This window comes from Fictibacillus sp. NRS-1165, assembly GCF_050468105.1.
GTDB lineage: Bacteria > Bacillota > Bacilli > Bacillales > Fictibacillaceae > Fictibacillus_C > Fictibacillus_C terrinigri.
On sequence record NZ_JBDPNU010000015.1, the window covers coordinates 15,937 to 33,011 of the forward strand.

The 17,075-nt window shown below is 40.2% G+C and carries 15 protein-coding genes and 2 pseudogenes; 2 read left to right on the forward strand and 15 right to left on the reverse strand.

Translation table 11 applies throughout. From position 1 onward, the window contains the following. Window positions 1–67: 67 nt before the first annotated feature. From ABHN01_RS05445 to ABHN01_RS05470, 6 genes and pseudogenes are all read right to left on the reverse strand, one after another. Window positions 68–352, reverse strand: a pseudogene (locus ABHN01_RS05445) (FAD-binding protein); the annotation flags it as partial. Window positions 353–779: 427 nt separating this feature from the next. Beyond that, window positions 780–1,697, reverse strand: a complete 918-nt coding sequence (locus tag ABHN01_RS05450) for a phosphotransferase (RefSeq protein WP_429874715.1) — start codon at window positions 1,695–1,697, stop codon at window positions 780–782. A 165-nt stretch (window positions 1,698–1,862) separates the two neighbouring features. After that, entirely contained in the window at window positions 1,863–2,513 is a 651-nt protein-coding gene (gene catA / locus ABHN01_RS05455) for a type A chloramphenicol O-acetyltransferase (protein ID WP_429874716.1), read from the reverse strand. Between the two features lie 263 nt (window positions 2,514–2,776). Beyond that, window positions 2,777–3,244 (reverse strand): annotated as a pseudogene (locus ABHN01_RS05460) (DinB family protein). 128 nt (window positions 3,245–3,372) lie between these two features. Continuing rightward, a complete protein-coding gene (locus ABHN01_RS05465; protein WP_290401090.1) occupies window positions 3,373–3,873 on the reverse strand; it encodes a VOC family protein in 501 nt (166 codons plus the stop codon). Window positions 3,874–4,150: 277 nt separating this feature from the next. Then, window positions 4,151–4,426 carry a hypothetical protein gene (locus tag ABHN01_RS05470; protein ID WP_290401089.1) on the reverse strand — a complete coding sequence of 92 codons (276 nt, stop codon included), beginning with the start codon at window positions 4,424–4,426 and terminating at the stop codon, window positions 4,151–4,153. Between the two features lie 347 nt (window positions 4,427–4,773). On the opposite strand from ABHN01_RS05470, the gene ABHN01_RS05475 reads away from it, so the two are divergent. Continuing rightward, complete coding sequence (locus tag ABHN01_RS05475) at window positions 4,774–6,378, forward strand: family 10 glycosylhydrolase (RefSeq protein ID WP_429874812.1); 1,605 nt, start codon at window positions 4,774–4,776, stop codon at window positions 6,376–6,378. 144 nt (window positions 6,379–6,522) lie between these two features. On the opposite strand, the gene ABHN01_RS05480 is transcribed toward ABHN01_RS05475, so the two are convergent. The 8 genes from ABHN01_RS05480 to ABHN01_RS05515 all read right to left on the reverse strand — a co-directional run bounded on the left by ABHN01_RS05480 (window position 6,523) and on the right by ABHN01_RS05515 (window position 15,248). Next, entirely contained in the window at window positions 6,523–6,852 is a 330-nt protein-coding gene (locus ABHN01_RS05480) for a cupin domain-containing protein (protein WP_429874717.1), read from the reverse strand. Between the two features lie 114 nt (window positions 6,853–6,966). Beyond that, the gene (locus ABHN01_RS05485; RefSeq protein ID WP_429874718.1) at window positions 6,967–7,248 is read right to left on the reverse strand and encodes a hypothetical protein; all 282 of its coding nucleotides are present in this window, start codon (window positions 7,246–7,248) and stop codon (window positions 6,967–6,969) included. Window positions 7,249–7,541: 293 nt separating this feature from the next. Continuing rightward, window positions 7,542–8,384 carry an STAS domain-containing protein gene (locus ABHN01_RS05490; protein WP_429874719.1) on the reverse strand — a complete coding sequence of 281 codons (843 nt, stop codon included), beginning with the start codon at window positions 8,382–8,384 and terminating at the stop codon, window positions 7,542–7,544. 581 nt (window positions 8,385–8,965) lie between these two features. Then, a complete protein-coding gene (locus ABHN01_RS05495; RefSeq protein WP_290401085.1) occupies window positions 8,966–9,361 on the reverse strand; it encodes a hypothetical protein in 396 nt (131 codons plus the stop codon). Between the two features lie 408 nt (window positions 9,362–9,769). Continuing rightward, complete coding sequence (locus ABHN01_RS05500) at window positions 9,770–11,470, reverse strand: M28 family peptidase (RefSeq protein WP_429874720.1); 1,701 nt, start codon at window positions 11,468–11,470, stop codon at window positions 9,770–9,772. 9 nt (window positions 11,471–11,479) lie between these two features. Continuing rightward, window positions 11,480–12,916, reverse strand: coding sequence for a YfcC family protein (locus ABHN01_RS05505; RefSeq protein WP_429874721.1), 1,437 nt, complete (start codon window positions 12,914–12,916; stop codon window positions 11,480–11,482). A 62-nt stretch (window positions 12,917–12,978) separates the two neighbouring features. Continuing rightward, window positions 12,979–14,172: a M20 family metallopeptidase gene (locus ABHN01_RS05510; protein WP_429874722.1), complete on the reverse strand. Its 1,194-nt coding sequence runs from the start codon at window positions 14,170–14,172 to the stop codon at window positions 12,979–12,981. A 161-nt stretch (window positions 14,173–14,333) separates the two neighbouring features. Beyond that, entirely contained in the window at window positions 14,334–15,248 is a 915-nt protein-coding gene (locus ABHN01_RS05515; RefSeq protein ID WP_429874723.1) for a LysR family transcriptional regulator, read from the reverse strand. A gap of 137 nt (window positions 15,249–15,385) precedes the next feature. Between ABHN01_RS05515 and ABHN01_RS05520 the strand changes: the two genes are divergently transcribed. Then, a complete protein-coding gene (locus tag ABHN01_RS05520) occupies window positions 15,386–16,147 on the forward strand; it encodes a MerR family transcriptional regulator (RefSeq protein ID WP_429874724.1) in 762 nt (253 codons plus the stop codon). 88 nt (window positions 16,148–16,235) lie between these two features. Here the strand turns inward: ABHN01_RS05520 and ABHN01_RS05525 are convergent, their stop codons facing one another. Further along, window positions 16,236–17,063, reverse strand: coding sequence for a MetQ/NlpA family ABC transporter substrate-binding protein (locus tag ABHN01_RS05525; protein WP_429874725.1), 828 nt, complete (start codon window positions 17,061–17,063; stop codon window positions 16,236–16,238). Window positions 17,064–17,075 lie beyond the last annotated feature (12 nt).

The window sequence follows — 17,075 nt, forward strand, 5'->3', positions numbered from 1 at the left end:
GGATAAACATCACACTAACAATGTGCTGAGGGCAAGCTGGCCTTCTTTTTATACCACTATTTTTCAGTAAAAATATGACAGCTGAAGCTATAAGACCAATCGAACGTGAGAGCACTCCAAATCCACCGCCCATCGTAATTCCTCCGATTCTGACGGTTGGACTGTCTCCAAACGGAGCCATAAACCCTTGTCGCGCTAATCCTTTTACAAGCGGACCTACATGAATTCCTGTTTCTACGGTTGCAATGGCCTTTCTTTTATCCAAGAGCACTTTTTGCATGTCACTCACATCAATAACAACCCCTCCCTTTACTACTGAGAGGTTCTTATCAAGAGCATGCCGGCCCGTTCGAGTAGAAGCAGAAACTGAACAAGCTGCTATTGCGGTTCAAACGATGACAAACGTATTGACAGTAGTCCTTACTTTAATTGCATCAAACGCATCCTAATTATAAATTAAACCTGCCTGAATGAAAGTTCAGGTTTTTTTCTATTCTCCTGTTCACCTAAACACAAAGGAACCCGATCATATATGAACGGGTTTTATAAGTAAGTTTCAATAGGAGTACATTAATATATGCAAAGATAAGTAAAAAGTTACTGAGAAATAGGCTCAATAGGGGCTTTCCGGCAGCCTGGCCACCCTACATGTACTAGAATCACATCTGAAACACTTTTATAACTTTCAAATAGCAAACTTTTTCAATAAACTGCTGGTACACAACCTAATAAAAAAGAGGATTCTTAATGCCCCATCAAGCCAGGTTTAACCACGATGCCTAAGTATGTGGCTTTTTCATTTCACACTGAATGATTTCTATTGCTTTGTTTACAATCTCTCTATTATTTCTTTTTAAGCCTTCCAATAATAGCAAAACGTTATCAGCTGTCAGGAAAAAAGAGAGCTTTTCCAGCCTCTGTTGAACGTTTTCTTCCTTTCTCACTTCCATCACTTTTTTTGTAAATGCCTCTCCGCACTCCTCCAGCAAATACAAATATTCATAATCGGGATCACCCATTTTCATGTCGCCAAAATCGATGATTCCAGTTAGTTCTTGCCTCTTTTGATTCAATAATAAATGGTCCAACGATAAATCAGCATGAAGGAGCTTAGGTGTATAGCTGAAGTGGTTCTTACTCTCGAGGTATGTTTCAAATCGAAAAGATAGATATGTTTTCATTTCTTGGTCGATTCGAGTAAAAGCTTTTTTCTTCACTTCACGGAATGTCTCTAAGTAATGTTGATAGAAGCTCTTTATCCGTATATTATATTCCCTCGCCTGGTCAACACAAAATGAACTGTTCTGATCCATAAATTCAGCGATTTGCTCGGCAATTTTGTTTTTTGTTTCTGATGGTAATGAGTGAAATAGTTGTTCATCCATGGGCTCTCCAGGCAATAGTTTGTAGCCGACAAAAGGAAAACCATTAGCTTGTTTGCCACAATAAATAAATTCCGGGATGTTTAGGGAAATATGTTTTTTCAGGTTGGGTAACGCCTTTATTTCTTTTGCTGTATCAATGGCTCCTTCTTTTTCCATTGGAAATCGAAACACAAGCTCATGATTAATTAGAAATGCACGACTCCTCCAGCCTTCACCAAGTGGCGCGATATGATTAATTTTCATGTGTTCAAAATTTCTCATAATCGTTTTTTTTACCCAGTCAAACTCAGCATTCTCTATGCGGCTGCTCATCCTGATTAGTCTCCTTTTTAATACAATGGGTTCTTTTAAAGTCATATACAGACGCCCTTAAAAATACGAAAACCAGGCGCTGATCCTTGTGACAGGAAAGCGCCCTTTACAGAAGAGGGTGCATATCTCAAGGTACTCACCCTATATCAAACGGATCGGTTATCTTTACGGCAGCCAGTCATGAAAGTTATTGGCTAATTGTTGCAGCTCCTCTATAAAAAGACCAGCGTGATATCCATCACATACGGCATGATGTACTTGAAGTGCTACAGGCAACCATGTTTTATTTTCTCGATTAAAATATTTTCCACTTGTAACGATGGGCAATAAAAAGCCGTTATCCTCATTTATATTTAGGTTAAAGCTAGTAAAACTGACCCATGGGATTGCAGATATATGAAATGCATTTTTAGGTACATGGTTTTTTGTAAAAAGTCCTTTAACATTTGCATATTGCTTTATATCATCATTGTAATTTTTATAAAACACACAAAAATCATTTGAAAACTCAGTTGATAGGCAAGAGAATGATTTGTTATCACTATGGAAGATTGTATAGCTCGGAAACATTTGGTCCCAATAACCTAAATTTCCCTCATCATCAAAGGAAGTTCTAAATTCTACATGAGCGTTCACTATTCTGCTGACCATGTAGATAAAGGCGGGATATCGCTTGATTTCCTTGTTTCGAAGCTGCTCTAATAACGTTGTAATGTCTATATTTGCTGTTAAGCTAAAGGTGCATTTTTGACCTAAATAATGCTCGAAATACTGAGTTCTATACCAGTTTTCTCTTTTAATTAAATAAAACCTCATATAATCAGCCTCCTAAAATTGTGCTTACGTTATTTAGGAGGCTAATTTATCTGCTTTCACCAAATCCCTCACCTCTATTTAATCACCATTATTGCGTTATGAAATGCTGCTTCTCGATCTGTTCTCCAATTGATGTTTTCGCTCTACCCAAATTTTTCTATTATATTTATTCGGAAAGAGAAATAAGAATTCCTCCTTGGAGTCATCTGCTCGATCGTTCAATAAGAACAAAGACTGCCAATTTTGGCAGCCTGATCTCAATATTAAAGTGGTGGATTTTCCACCCCTAAATGAATCCAATCTTCTTTTGGTGGTCCATAAACCCCAAAAGGTTTTATTCCTGCTTGACGCATAAGAACTGTAACTTGTCCGCGATGATGAACGATATGCTTGATTAGTCCGATCAGAATTGAAGCATTTGTTTCCTGTCTTCCGAATGCTTCTTGTATTTGGTTTAAGGATTCGTCTGTCCATTGTTGTTCAATGACTTTTGCTGCGTCAGCACTGACGTTGGGACGCTTTCTGAATTTTCTACCCCATTTATCTTAAACCCGAAATGAGCTAGATAATCTGGAATACTTGTTGTGAGATGCCACGCAATCCTTCCCAGGGTACGACCTTCCGGATAAACGGTGTTTTAATGAATCGTCTGTCAAACCGTCCAAAACCTTTTGCGTTAATATCGCTTCCTTATCCCATTCTTTAATGAAATCTGAAATCGTTACATACATATATACTTCCTCCATCTCATTTCGGTACGTATTTTAATCTCAAACACGTTTTAAAACATATGTTCGTATATTTCAAAATGCCTTTCTTAGGCAGGCACCGGTTCATTAACCCACATGTTTATAAAGTTCTATTCCTCATACACATCCTTCAAGACATTGATGTTGATTTTTTTCATTTGCAGCAATGCCTGCATAACTCTTTCGGACTTTTCGGGGTTGGGGTCGGTTAACATATCATTTAGAGCGATAGGAACAATTTGCCAGGATACACCGTATCTATCTTTCAGCCAACCACAAACTTGTGCTTTCTCATCTCCACCCTCTGAGAGTTTTTGCCAAAAGTAGTCCAATTCTTCTTGCGTTTCACAATTCACGATAAAGGATATTGCTTCTGTAAATTTGAATTGCGGACCGCCGTTCAACGCTACGAATTCCTGCCCTTCCAATTGGAACCTTATGGTCATTACGTCCCCTTCTGTTAGCCCGTCAATTTTATGCCTTTCTTTTCCATAGCGGGTGATTGTTCCGATTTTAGAATTTCTAAAAATAGAAGTGTAGTACCTCGCTGCCTCTTCGGCTTCTGTGTTGAACCACAAGTTGGTTGTTATTTTTTGAATTTTATCATTCAAATTGTTCACTCCTTATGGCTATTAGTATTATTAAGAGCTTGCTTCCTATGGTGTTGTTATTCACCACCTTTCCACAACTATCCTGCCCTTTTGTTCATTAAAAAAAGCCGACTTATATGGCAGCACGATCTTTAGATCCCACAGTGACAAATAATAATTACCTTCATCCTTTACATAATGCATATGGCCTTGGTAACCATCTCTCACTTTTGACAATAAAAAAAGCTTGTGAATATAAAGAGGTCACAAGCTAGAATAGTAAAGTACTGCGATATTCCTACTGTTTCTTTTCATTAAAATAGTGGACACCATAGACGGAACCTTCTGATACCATTTTAGAATCCTCGTGGTCATATGGATTCGGATGGCCGCCTTTTTCCACAGGTAAAACTTTGGTTTTGTAGCATGGATCCGGCATCACTTTTCTAGTAAAATTCCTTACCCAGCATTTGGCGCGTATACGATTGTGTTTAGAGGATAACCATACTGCAGTTGCTGATGTGCCTAATCCAACTATTACCCATGGCTTAAAGCTTGTAGTTGTTTGGCTCATTGTTACCCCTCCTTTGCTAGTAAAATACCCGGAATTCTTAAGGAATAACATCTCATTTTTATTACAAAAGCGGTGCGAGAGCTGTCTATCTTTAGAACTGTGATAAGATTTTTCCGCATAGTACCTGCCAGCCTTATTTTCTTCCGACAGATATGTTTTACACGCATGCAATCTAGTACTCTGCCTTATTAGCAGATCCATTGCGCGATTAGTCAGCGGATGATCTAAGAAGATAGGCCCATTACTTTTTATGAAAAATAAACCAAAAGCTATGGTTCGTGGTTCCTCCAATCTTTTATAATAAAATTATTCCTAAAAATTACAAAATAAGGAAGAGAGGTTTTGTGATGGTATGTAGGAAAAAGGCGGTTTCATTATGGTTAGCTGCTTTAATCGGCGGAAATCTTCTGCTTTCTCCCCAAGATGCTTTTGCTGAAAAATCCCCTCATCATGCACAAACACTTTATCCCAAACAAGAATTGCGGGCGGCCTGGATTGCCAGCGTAACCAACATTGACTGGCCGTCCAAACCCGGGCTTTCCATTGCACAGCAAAAAGAAGAGTTTACTAGATTCCTTGATGAACAAAAGGCCATGAACATGAATGCGGTTGTCATGCAGATTAAACCGACGGCTGACGCCTTCTACCCTTCCCAATATGGTCTTTGGTCCAAGTATTTAACGGGTGTCCAGGGAAAAGACCCTGGCTATGATCCCCTTTCTTTCATGGTAGAAGAAGCACATAAACGCAACTTGGAATTTCATGCCTGGTTTAATCCGTACCGTATTACGATGCCGCTGGGCAAAACAGCCGGCCTGTCGGACCTGAATAAACTGCCCGCCGACCATCCGGCCAGACAGCATCCGGACTGGGTTGTTCCTTATGGCCAGCAGCTGTATTTTAATCCCGGCATCCCTGAAGCACAGCAATTTATCATCGATGGTATTTTGGAGGTGGTTCAACATTATGATATTGATGCGGTTCATATGGATGACTATTTCTATCCCTACAAAATCGCAGGAGTTCCTTTTCCAGATCAATCCACATATGAAGCATACGGAAAAACACGATTCTCCAATATTGACGATTGGCGCCGCGACAATGTGAACCAGCTTGTAAAGCACCTGAACGAAGCGATAAAATCAGAAAAATCCTATGTCAAGTTTGGCATAAGCCCCTTTGGTGTGTGGCGCAATAAGGCCGTAGATCCAACTGGTTCAGACACCGCAGCCGGGCAAACGAACTATGATGATTTGTATGCAGACACCAGGACTTGGATCAACAATGGATATATTGATTACATTGCACCGCAAATTTATTGGAACATTGGCCTGCCCGTTGCAGATTATGCGAAGCTGCTGGATTGGTGGGCAAAGGAAGTCAGGGGCAAAAACGTTCAGCTCTATATAGGACAAGCAGATTATAAAATCAATACGATAACGAATGGAGTATCCAACTGGCTGAACCCGGAAGAAATGCCCAATCAGTTAAAATTAAATCGTACGTATGGAGACTTTAAAGGAAGCATGCACTTTAGTGCCAAAGATCTACGCAAAAATCCGCTTGGAATCGCCGACCGTTTACAGAACGATATCTACAAATATCCTTCTTTAATACCTCCCATGCCCTGGATTGATGATCAAACACCGAAAGCGCCAAAAATCCGCAGAATTCAGGTTAATAATAATGAGGTTTCCTTTGCGATCGAAAAGCATAATAAGCACAGCGATGCCACTGCTTACGCCGTCTACCGTTTTAAAGGGAAAAAATCAGGAAGCATAGAAGATCCGGCCCACTTGCTTACAACGGTATACAGCCCAAAGAAACGATACTTGTTCTCCGACAAAACAATAGAGAGTGGAAGGGCTTACACGTATTTGGTTACAGCACTGGACCGGACCCACAACGAGAGCAAACCTTCAAAGAGGATAAGAGTGGACACAGAGAAGTAATGCGAATGTCTGAACAAAAAAGCGAGCCGGTTTTCATTCCGCTCGCTTTTTTTATTCTTTTATATTCCCGGGGGTTCATTAGATAGCATTTTATCAATAATGCTGACTAATTCCTTCTTTGCCAGGCTAAGCGATACATTTGATTTAACCGATGTTACCTGTTATATCATTACTCGCCTTTTCAAAGCATAGATTAACTGTCCTCTCCTTTGAACGAGTACGATGCATTGTGTTCGCAGGTATGGTGAATATTTCACCTGGTTTCAAAGAAATGGTTTCATTGTTTTCAAGGTCAATGAAAAGTTCTCCTTCCAGTACATAGAATAGTTCATCACATTCTTCGTGCTTATGCCAGTGGTATTCGCCATTTATCACAGCTATTCGGAGTGCGTGGTCATTGACTTCGCTTACGATAAAATTTGTATATTCGTTTTGATTTTCTATTAATGTGTTTAAGTTTAACAACTCTAGCACGACTTATCCACCCTTCTGCAAGTTGGATTATATTTAGTGTTTAAAGTTGTTCCCTTACCTCCACTATACACCTCTCACTAACACTGCCGCTAACGGAAGTTCCTATATTTCATTTCATTTTTGCAGCGCCTTAACAGCTAAATATTCTTCATCTATTTTTACGTATATATCATATTGTTGTGTACTCTCCTTAAATCGGTCAATGTTATGATCAAAGCCTCTGTTTGGAGTCTCGGTTTTAAACTTTATTCCTTCTGTTTTTAATTTCTCAACGATCTTAAAGTAATCTTCACTGCCATATGTAGAGTAAACAAGTTTCCAATTCCAGTTAGAAACAATTCGAAGGATTAAAATAATAATCAACAACAATATAAGAATAGCTATTCCTAAATACATCCCATTCCTCCCTCAATCGAATCGTTGATTATATACTTTTATATTCCTGTAACGGTTATGTAATTCCTTCTGTAACAGAGCTGCCCTTTAAATCACCTTTGGCAGCAAGATGAAGAAAAGAGGAAGACGAGACGAATAAAGAAAAAGCGAGCGGTTTTCCTTCCGCTCGCTTCTTTATTTATTCTCCTAAGTTACAGTTATATCCCATTTGACAGCTTTCTTACCTTCTTGCCACGCTGTTTCCCCATGAAAATCAATAATAATCCGGCAAGTCCCATAAGAAGCACCTTATTTTATACGGACGCTGTGCTAAAATATTCGTTCAATGTTTGCTGAAGCGTACCATTGGTGGATGCATACTCATCAAAGGATACATCCAAGTGAATCATTTTCCTGACAAGTTCTGCGCGCAAACCGGTAATGACCGCCTCACATCCCATCAGTGAAATGCCGCTCAATACTCTTTGAAAATGGTGGATCACTTCAATACCCATATCTGTAATGCCCGATAGATCCATAATTAACGTTCGGATTTTTAAATTTGAAATATCCGTTAATATTTTTTCTTCAATGGTATCCATACGGTACACATCAATCATACCGATTAAAGGAAGGACGGCTATATGAGGACTGATCGGTATGATAGGAACAGATAAATGCTCAACCATTTTTCGCTGAGCGCTGATCAATTCATCTTTATAAGATGAATAACTAATGAAGAAGGTATTAAGAAATTTATCGATGCCGTCATTGATCTGCTTCTCCATCTCATAAATCATTGATCGGTAGTCTGAAATGTTTAATCCATGGGTATTCAGTTGATCATATTCAAACAGATAGTACCATACCGTCCTTCTAATCGCATGTACCCACTCCAGCTTAAGAGTAAGAGTTAAAGCATGCTCCGCCCAAGCTATCCCTTCTTGCTCAGCAAAGGAAATAAGTTCGGAATCTTTCCCCTCAACAACAAACGCTACCATCTTCTCAGCGTTTTTCAAAAGATCAATATTCCCAGACTGTAAAATATCATTTATTTTAGCTGCGACTTCTACAGCCTCGGATAACAGCCTGTTTTGAAACTCTTCTCTGTGGCTGACGATAAACTCCGTAATCTCCTTTTGCTGAAATTTTCCCATTGGTTCTTCTCCTCCAGTATTTAAAAAATGGTCTCTTTTATTTTAAATGATTTCCTTTATTATTGCGCACCCCTTTGTCTCAATAATTAGATGATAATCCTCTTGGTAAAAATCCTTTTTACTTCTCTTATTACCCTATCCAAGTTTAAACAAAACTTTAATTTATGCAGGCAAGATTCATTGCTTTTTTAACTTTGAAGTACAGAACGGACATTTTCTTATTTCACTAAGACGAAAAAATTTCCATTATATCACTCTCTGGTGTATACTTTTATTGCCAATCATACCGGTAGGGGTAAAAACGGCCGTCCTATTCATCATAGAGGCGTCAGCCCTGTAAAAGGTTTATATTTTATCGGATTACCCTGGCAGAATCAACGGGGTTCAGCATTAGTATGCGGTGTAGGAAGAGATGCAGAGTACCTGGCAAATCAGGTGATGTTTGATTTGAAATCGGACACTTGAAAAGGGTTTTCAACCAACCTGCTCTTTCGTTCAAAAAGAAAAGCCGATTCTCCTTAAGACTAAAGGACAATCGGCTTTTATACTTCCTATATATTTTCAGGACTAGTTCCTTTTCTCTAATCCCAGGCATACACCGTTGAATTTCCACCCGAGTATTTTGCTAAATAAAATTCCGCTTGATCTCCATCTACATATTTACCGATATTTCTGAAGATATGACAGCCTTTGGAATCGAAATCGTTACTGCCTGCTGTTTTATAGTAGAGGCCTCTAACACCATTTGAATACACTACATCATCGCGATTATAAGGATCTTCGTCATATAACTCATAAAATCCTGGTTGACTATTAGAACTAAGGCAAATTTTAAAATCGCCTCCACCTGATAGGAAGATTTTGCTTTGGTTAGTAAATGCATCACTCCCTTGATAATCCCAGCCACTGGCATATGTAGTTACTGGAAGTACCAATGAAAGTGCGAACGCAGACAAAATTACACTTATTTTCTTCATTATTTCGTCAATCTCCTTTCGATAATAAGATAAAAGGAGCCAAGTTGTACCGCTTGGCTCGGCGGGAACCTACTGGCTGTTGTTGAAAAAATGGTATTAATGGGTCATATAACCAATACTTTATCAATATATATTATATGGATATAATTGTAAATGAATAATTGGTCTTAATTTCCCGTCAATCCATAGCCTGGGACTCTTTAGATCTGCCCGTTTCACTACCCCAAATGGCCTGGTTCTTCGCTAATCGATCCGTTAAATCAACACTCCCCTCTTTTTTGATATAATTTTTTAACTCAGAATGAACTTGTTTTTGAGCCTTTAGCAATGTTTAACTAATTGCCATGTGTTCAAGGGAATACAAAAAGCCCGGGGAATCTCCCCGAGCTTTGTTGATGGAAACTAAATTTAGTTAGACCGTAAATAATCATCAATTATGAGACATAAGTCTTTTACTTCGTTGACAATCCGATTCCGTTGTCTGACAAAATAAGTTATTGTGAACAAAAATTCTTCGGGTGATACGCTGGATGAGAAGATATTCTTGGCCTTTGATAGACCGGGAAAAGGCTGAAACGGAAATGTATTATCAAATTCATATTTACTGGAGCAGGAAAACATTAATCGGTTCAAAGTCCCGCCGACTGTTTTAAGCAAACGATTATAATCCTCGACCTTTACCCTCTCTTTTTTTGAGAGTGCCGTTACCTTTTCGCTCAATCTATCAAGCATCTTATAAACAGGTGTGAAATCAAATTGTTCGTCTGAACATCTGTCAATATCCCCAATAATCCTGCTGCTGTTTTTAACAAAATCGATCAGGTTAAGCGGCAAAACATCCAAATTGCATAATTCAAGAACAAGTGAAGTATGAATCTTTGAATCTCTGGCTAATAGCTCCAAGTCGACTTTGTCATATGAATCTTCCTCCGTATGCCACCACCAGTTACCTCCAGGAGTTTGATAGAGTTTATCCACTTCGTTCGGTTCATATTTCAGCTGAAAATGAAGCGGAATATTCGTTCCCCAGAAGGACTGATCAGCACCACGAGGTAAAAATGCGAAATGATTTGGCTTCTTCCCTGTAAAATATAAGATTATATCATCTAGTAAACTTCTATCCTCGATAGAACTGGACCTCGGGAGAACATTGATACCGCCCTTCGTTCCGGGAAAATCCACATTGATATGAGCGATACAATTTTCATTAATCTCATGCCAGAATTGATCACAATACCAGGCAGACCCAGCATACCTTCCATTGGAATGGCCTGGCCACCATGCAAATTTTATCCCACGAGTCAATTTTCCGCTCATAGATGAGAAGATTCGCGCCAACTCAAGCAGTAATGCATTTCCCCCGGCATTATCGGTCGCTCCTTTATGCCAGGAGTCGTAATGTCCTGATATTAAAATGTATTGATCCGTATTGCCTGGAATGGCAGCCATCGGTAAACTCACTCGCTTGATTCCTGTCTGTATTTCCGTTTTCAGGATGACTTTGATGTCTTCTTTTTGAATCTGTTTGATTAAATGTATACCATCGTCATACGTGATCCCAACGACAGGAATCTTCGTTAGCTGGTCTGCGTTTTCGATTGTCGGTGTCCCCCATACTGTCCCAACGGTTTCTTCATGGATGACTTTTTCAGGAGATGGCCAAATATGAATTAACCCTACCGTACCAGCACTTTCAATTTTTTTGACGTAATCCTCATAATAATTCCAGCTAACCACAATTTTCCCTTTTAGGTTTGTGTATCGATCACCAGGATGCATGCCGCTATCTGGCTTCTCACTGTATATGTCATAGAACACATCACCTTTGATTCCTTCGGGACAATGTAAGCTGTATGATCTGGCTTTGGCCCGGATATTAAAATTTTCAGGAGAGATGACCGTGACCTGCCCTTGAATGGGATCACTGAAATAACCGTCAAATTGGTGGCATTCATATTGAATTTCATACTGTTTCAGCTGTTCTGCAATGTAATCGGCTGCTTGTTCGGCTTCTTTCTCACCTGATAAACGGTCCCACTGAGTCAGTGTTTGGACATGACGGTCTAGTTGTTTTTCATCGATTAAGTTAAAAAGTGTATGTTTTTCCATACGATCACCTTAATATTGAATCGCATCTGCAATGAGAACAAAAACAGCTCCGATTACTGTCCATATGAAAAGCAGCGGCCAGAAAAACTTTACCCATTCCTGATATTTGATCCTGGAGACAGCTAGACTTCCCATTAACATGGCTGAAGTCGGCAGTATACAGTTGGATAAACCATCTCCCAGCTGAAAAATTAAAACTGTGGTTTGTCTTGTCACATTAATCAAATCAGCAAGAGGAACTAAGATCGGCATCGTTGTGGCGGCTTGTCCCGTTCCAGAAGTAATGAAAACATTCATGATGTTTTGAACGATATAAATGCCCATAACCTGAATTTGGGTCGGCAAGTGCTCTATCGCTGTAAACAAACCATTCACAACAGAATCGATCACGGCACCTTGCTCTAATACAACCACAACACCTTTAGCGATCCCAACAATGAACGCTCCAAACGTAATCTCTTTTGCCCCTATCACAAACTCACTGGCAATTTTACTTGGTCCATATCTAGAAAGAAAACCTACAATGATTCCGAGGGATAAGAAAAATGCAGCCAGCTCCTCCATCCACCAGCCCTTTTGAGAGACACCCCAAATTAAAACTCCAAACCCTAGTACAATGGTAAGTATCGTGAAATAATGTGTCAGCTTTAATTGTGGTAAAGAGGTCATAAAATCAAGCTTTCCTTTACCCTCCGTTTGTTCCAGCTCATAAGCAAGGCCCAGAGAAGGATCTCTTTTCACTTTTTTCGCATAACGCATGATGTACAGACTCGTCACAGCCAGCAATACAACTAAAAGAATGGCGCGCAGCCACATTCCTGAGAACAATGGAATCTCAGCGATTGATTGGGCAATCCCAACGTTAAATGGGTTTAAGAGCCCAGCTGTAAATCCGCTGGCAGCACCAAGCATCACCATCGCAGTACCTGTTACAGCATCATATCCCAGTGAACGGGCAATCGCTATTCCTATCGGAACAAACGCCATAACCTCTGCCGACATTCCCATCGTAAACCCGCCGATGGAGAACAACGTTAAGAAGATAGGAATCACAACGAGCCCGCGGTTCATAAAGGTTTTCCCAACCCTTGCCGTTACTGCCTCAATCGTTCCAGTCGAATTAATGATCTGGAACACTCCACCAATGATAAAAATGAAAAAGACCACATCACTCGCACTCGTTAATCCATGAACGATAGCTAATGGCACTTCTATGATGCTTACTGGATTTTGATCAAACGAATGAAACGTATTTTCGACGGCAACCTTGTTGCCTGTCTCTTTATCCTCCACTCGATCAAATTCACCCGCAGGCAAAATATAGGTTAATAGTGCAGAAGCTAGAATAATAAAAATGATGATGACCAACGTATGAGGCATTTTAAAAAAGCTTTTGAATTTCGAAGGAGGATCCGTACTAAACTCAACCGTTGATTTTGTACTCATTAGAAATACCACCTTTCTAGAGTTAGGGCTGCATGCCAAAATCGTTTCTTTTAAACAAATGTTTAAACCGATCTTTTATTCTTTTTCCATCCTTCGAACTCATTCCGTATCGCTTGGAAATGTTCGGGATTGCTGCAAACATCATAAGCGGTCATCGCTAATGCTTTTGCGGCCTTATTTAGGCCGATCATCCCCTCTTCCGAAGCTGATGCTTCCACGAATTCTGGAGTATGTGTCGTTGCATCGGTAATTTTTATGTAAGGGTGAATGGCTGCGGTCACTTGTCCGACATTTCCAATATCCGACGAACCGATGCCACCTTTATTCGGAGGCTCAATCACCACTTCTCCTAATGATTCCAAATTGTCCTTGAATAAGTGAGCCAATGTTTTATTATTGTTTCGTTCAGCGTAAACAAGTCCTTCCGTAATATCGATCCTCGCACCAACGGCTTCCGCCGCATGACGTGCGGCGGAGTATACCTTTTCGCGTACGATCTTCAGTTCATCCACTGTCTCAGCCCTAAGTAAGAACTCAGCTTCACAATAGGCTGGCACCACATTTGTAGCTTCCCCGCCTTTTGTAATAATCCCATGGATTCTGACATCATCCTTGAAAAACTGCCGCAAGGAATTAATCGCAACAAACGTATGGATTACCGCGTCAAGAGCACTAATCCCTTTTTCGGGTGCAGAGGAAGCATGCGAAGCCTTTCCATAAAATTTAAAGGAGGCATCCACACAGGCTAGTCCATCCCGCAACACCATCGACTGTTTCTGTGGGTGGCACATCATGGCGACATCAATATCATCGAAAACTCCATTTTCAACCATCAGGATTTTACCGCCTCCCTCTTCTTCAGCGGGTGTGCCCAGAACCACGATTTTCCCAGGCAGATCGGGATAAGTATCCTTTAGAGCGAGTGCTGCACCAACAGCAGACGTTCCAATAATGTTATGGCCGCACCCGTGTCCGAGACCTGCCAGTGCATCATATTCCGCTAAAATCGCAACAGTGGGTCCGCCTGATTTCCCTTCCCATGTCGCCCTAAACGAGGTTTCAAGATTTGAAATTCCTTTTTCAACATGAAAACCCGCCTTTTCTAAAGGCTCCGTCAACCATTTCATGGCTTGATATTCATTAAAGCTGAGCTCAGGATGGGCATGAATTTTTAATGATATCTCTCTTAGTTCAGCATCACGGGCATCAACGGCCGCCAGGATGGCCTCTTTTTCTCTCAAGTCAATGGTATTCATACTATATGACCTCCAAAACATTCAGAAAAATCAAATTAGTTTATTCCATTATTCATTTGTTGAAATGATAAGTAAACTTAATGTTTTTTAGGCACCTATAAAATTATTTTATATGCAAACAAAAAAACGCCGAATCGGCGTTTTTCTTAAATCTTCAGCAATCATGTACTCCTTGCATGTTCAAGTTTATAAATTTCTTTAATATAATTCACAAATGTAGAAATGGCCGCTAATTGCATGGATGATTGCCTGTATAACATCCACGTTCTTCTTGTTAATTCCTGGCCGTCCTTGAAAATCAATGGATGACAATATAAATCATCACTTTCTTTCACAAATACCTTTGGAATAATTGCATACCCCAGCCCTTTTTTCACCATTTCTTTACTGGTCTCATAACTATCCAATTGCATCGTAATGAGAGGCGGTTCATCAAATTGTTCGTTCCACCAGCATTGAATGCTTTGATCTAAAGGACGGATGGGCAAAATTTTATACTTCATTAAAACAGTGGGTTCTTTTCGATTAATCAAGGGCAGCTGAGGAAGTTTATGAAGATCAAGTTTGTTCTTCGATATGAGGCAAATGTTTTCCTCGCTCAGCAAATACTTTTGATCCGGCCAGTTGTATTCACCTTTAACAATGGAAACATCAATTTCCCCTTCCATCAGCAGATCCACGATTTCCGTGCTGAACCCTGTATCCACATTCACATGAAGATTTGGGTACTGATTCACTAAATATTCCAGAATCGAAGGCAGATTATAGAGCCCAAAGTTACTGCTTACACCTATTTTCAAACTTCCCTGAACTTCATTTCCCATGTTCAGTAAGTACTCTCTTGTACCCCGTAAATCCATGAGGATCCTTTTCGCATAGCCGACCAAATATTCACCAGCAGGAGTCATCTTCATGTTCTTCCCATTTTTGCTGAATATCACAATTTGAAATTCCTTCTCGATTTGGCGCAGCCGATAAGTGAGAGCAGGCTGTGTCATATAAAAGCGTTCTGCTGCTTTCGTCAAATTCGCGTTCTCATACAAGTACTGTAATATTAAACAATCCTTCTCATCCATCTGATGGATTCACCCGCTCTCTTATATATTGGTTTACGAAATGTTCATCCTAAATTTAATTGAAAAAACAGATCTCCAGTTCTTGACTCTAACCTAAAGGGAGCCCTTAAGCTAAATACAAGAAAGGAGTGAATCCAATGCTCTATACGGTAAAAGAGATTGCAGATCTATCGAACGTAACGAACGTAACAGTCAAGACATTATATCACTATCACAAGATCGGACTTTTACTGCCCTGCGAGACGAGCGAGGCAGGTTACCGCTTGTATGGAATGAAAGAACTGGAGCGTTTGCAGCAAATATTATTTTACAGGGAGCTTGATTTTCCGCTGGAGAAGATCAAGCAGCTGCTTGAAGGTGAACCGGAGCGATTATCGATATTGTCCAGCCAGAAAGAACTGCTCCTTGCCCGCAAGCTGAGACTTGATCGTTTGATCCAGACACTGGACGAATCGATTGGTTGTTCTGAGAGAGGAGAAGCTATGGACAAAACAGACATGTTTAAAGGATTTAATACAGAAAATGAATGGAAGGAAGCACTCGTTGAGCAAAATCAATATTTGAAAGAGACGTACGATTACGATTTACTCGACAATACTACGATTGATGTTGAAACGATGAATGAAACCGCTATTGAAGCACAACGATTTATGAATGGCATAGCAAGTGCCCTTCGATCAGGATTGAAAATCGATGACAAGATCGTAAGAGGCCTGATTCGCGATCATATCGATCTCTTAAATAAACAAGGCCATCTGATTACTCATAAAGATTATGCCACACAGGCAAGGTTTTTCCCAGATGATGATTTTCATCGGAATATGCTGGAGGCACAACAGACTGGCCTTGCGTACTTTCATTCGACCGCTGCAGAATCATTCGCAGCTGAAACAGATTAAGCATCTCAAAACGGAACCAATAGAAAAACTGGGAAAGGAAAAAGCAGCCTAACTCTTGTTAGACTGCTTTTTCCTTTCTACAACAAACTTACTTCTTCATCCACTCCGGTTTCCCGAACCCTTTAAATTCTTTATCAATGGTTTGTTCAAAGGCTTTGGATTCCACAACCTTTTTGATGTCTTTCGCGAATTTCGAGTCAACATCCTTTGTGTTTACAACTACTCGGTTGCGGTATTGATCCGGCATGTTCTCAAGGAACAGTGCATCCTGCAAGTTCATTTTTGCAGCGAGGGCAAAGTTACCAGGAACGGCTGATACATCTGCACTCCCGACAGCTCTTGGCAATTGCGCAGCTTCAAGCGCATTGAACTGCAATTTCTTCGGATTGTCCTGAACGTCTTTTTCTGAAGCAGTTAATGGATTAACACCTTTTTTAATGGTGATGAGTCCGGCATCCTGGAACATGATCAGCGTTCTTGCAAGGTTAACAGGATCGTTGGCAATGGCCACCGTGCTGCCGTTTTTGATGTCTTCCATCTTTTTGAATTTATCGGAATAGACGCCCATTGGCGCAGTTGGTACAATAATCAGCTCAGAAAGCTTTAAATTCTTTTCTTTTGCGAAATTCTCCATATAGATCTTGTGCTGGAACAGGTTCGCATCAATGGATCCTTTGGCTAATGACAGGTTCGGCTGAATGTAATCACTGAACTCGACCACCTTAACGTTATAACCCTTCTTCTCCAGTTCAGGTTTGATCGCTTTCGATACCATATCACTGTAAGGTCCGGCTGTTGCTCCAATGCTGATGTCCTTCTTGTCTCCCGCGCCTGATGATCCGCTGGAGGTTGATCCGCACGCTGAAAGAACAGCAATAGCGAATAGTAGAATGAGTGCTGAAGTAAACTTTTTCATTGGTTTCTCTCC

Coding starts and splice junctions, on each gene's coding strand:
- ABHN01_RS05520 (WP_429874724.1), top strand. CDS start 15,386: ATGCTCTATACGGTAAAAGAGATTGCAGATCTATCGAACGTAACGAAC.
- ABHN01_RS05515 (WP_429874723.1), bottom strand. CDS start 15,248: ATGGATGAGAAGGATTGTTTAATATTACAGTACTTGTATGAGAACGCG.
- ABHN01_RS05475 (WP_429874812.1), top strand. CDS start 4,774: ATGGTATGTAGGAAAAAGGCGGTTTCATTATGGTTAGCTGCTTTAATC.
- ABHN01_RS05485 (WP_429874718.1), bottom strand. CDS start 7,248: ATGTATTTAGGAATAGCTATTCTTATATTGTTGTTGATTATTATTTTA.
- catA (WP_429874716.1), bottom strand. CDS start 2,513: ATGAGGTTTTATTTAATTAAAAGAGAAAACTGGTATAGAACTCAGTAT.
- ABHN01_RS05490 (WP_429874719.1), bottom strand. CDS start 8,384: ATGGGAAAATTTCAGCAAAAGGAGATTACGGAGTTTATCGTCAGCCAC.
- ABHN01_RS05470 (WP_290401089.1), bottom strand. CDS start 4,426: ATGAGCCAAACAACTACAAGCTTTAAGCCATGGGTAATAGTTGGATTA.
- ABHN01_RS05495 (WP_290401085.1), bottom strand. CDS start 9,361: ATGAAGAAAATAAGTGTAATTTTGTCTGCGTTCGCACTTTCATTGGTA.
- ABHN01_RS05525 (WP_429874725.1), bottom strand. CDS start 17,063: ATGAAAAAGTTTACTTCAGCACTCATTCTACTATTCGCTATTGCTGTT.
- ABHN01_RS05505 (WP_429874721.1), bottom strand. CDS start 12,916: ATGAGTACAAAATCAACGGTTGAGTTTAGTACGGATCCTCCTTCGAAA.
- ABHN01_RS05510 (WP_429874722.1), bottom strand. CDS start 14,172: ATGAATACCATTGACTTGAGAGAAAAAGAGGCCATCCTGGCGGCCGTT.
- ABHN01_RS05450 (WP_429874715.1), bottom strand. CDS start 1,697: ATGAGCAGCCGCATAGAGAATGCTGAGTTTGACTGGGTAAAAAAAACG.
- ABHN01_RS05500 (WP_429874720.1), bottom strand. CDS start 11,470: ATGGAAAAACATACACTTTTTAACTTAATCGATGAAAAACAACTAGAC.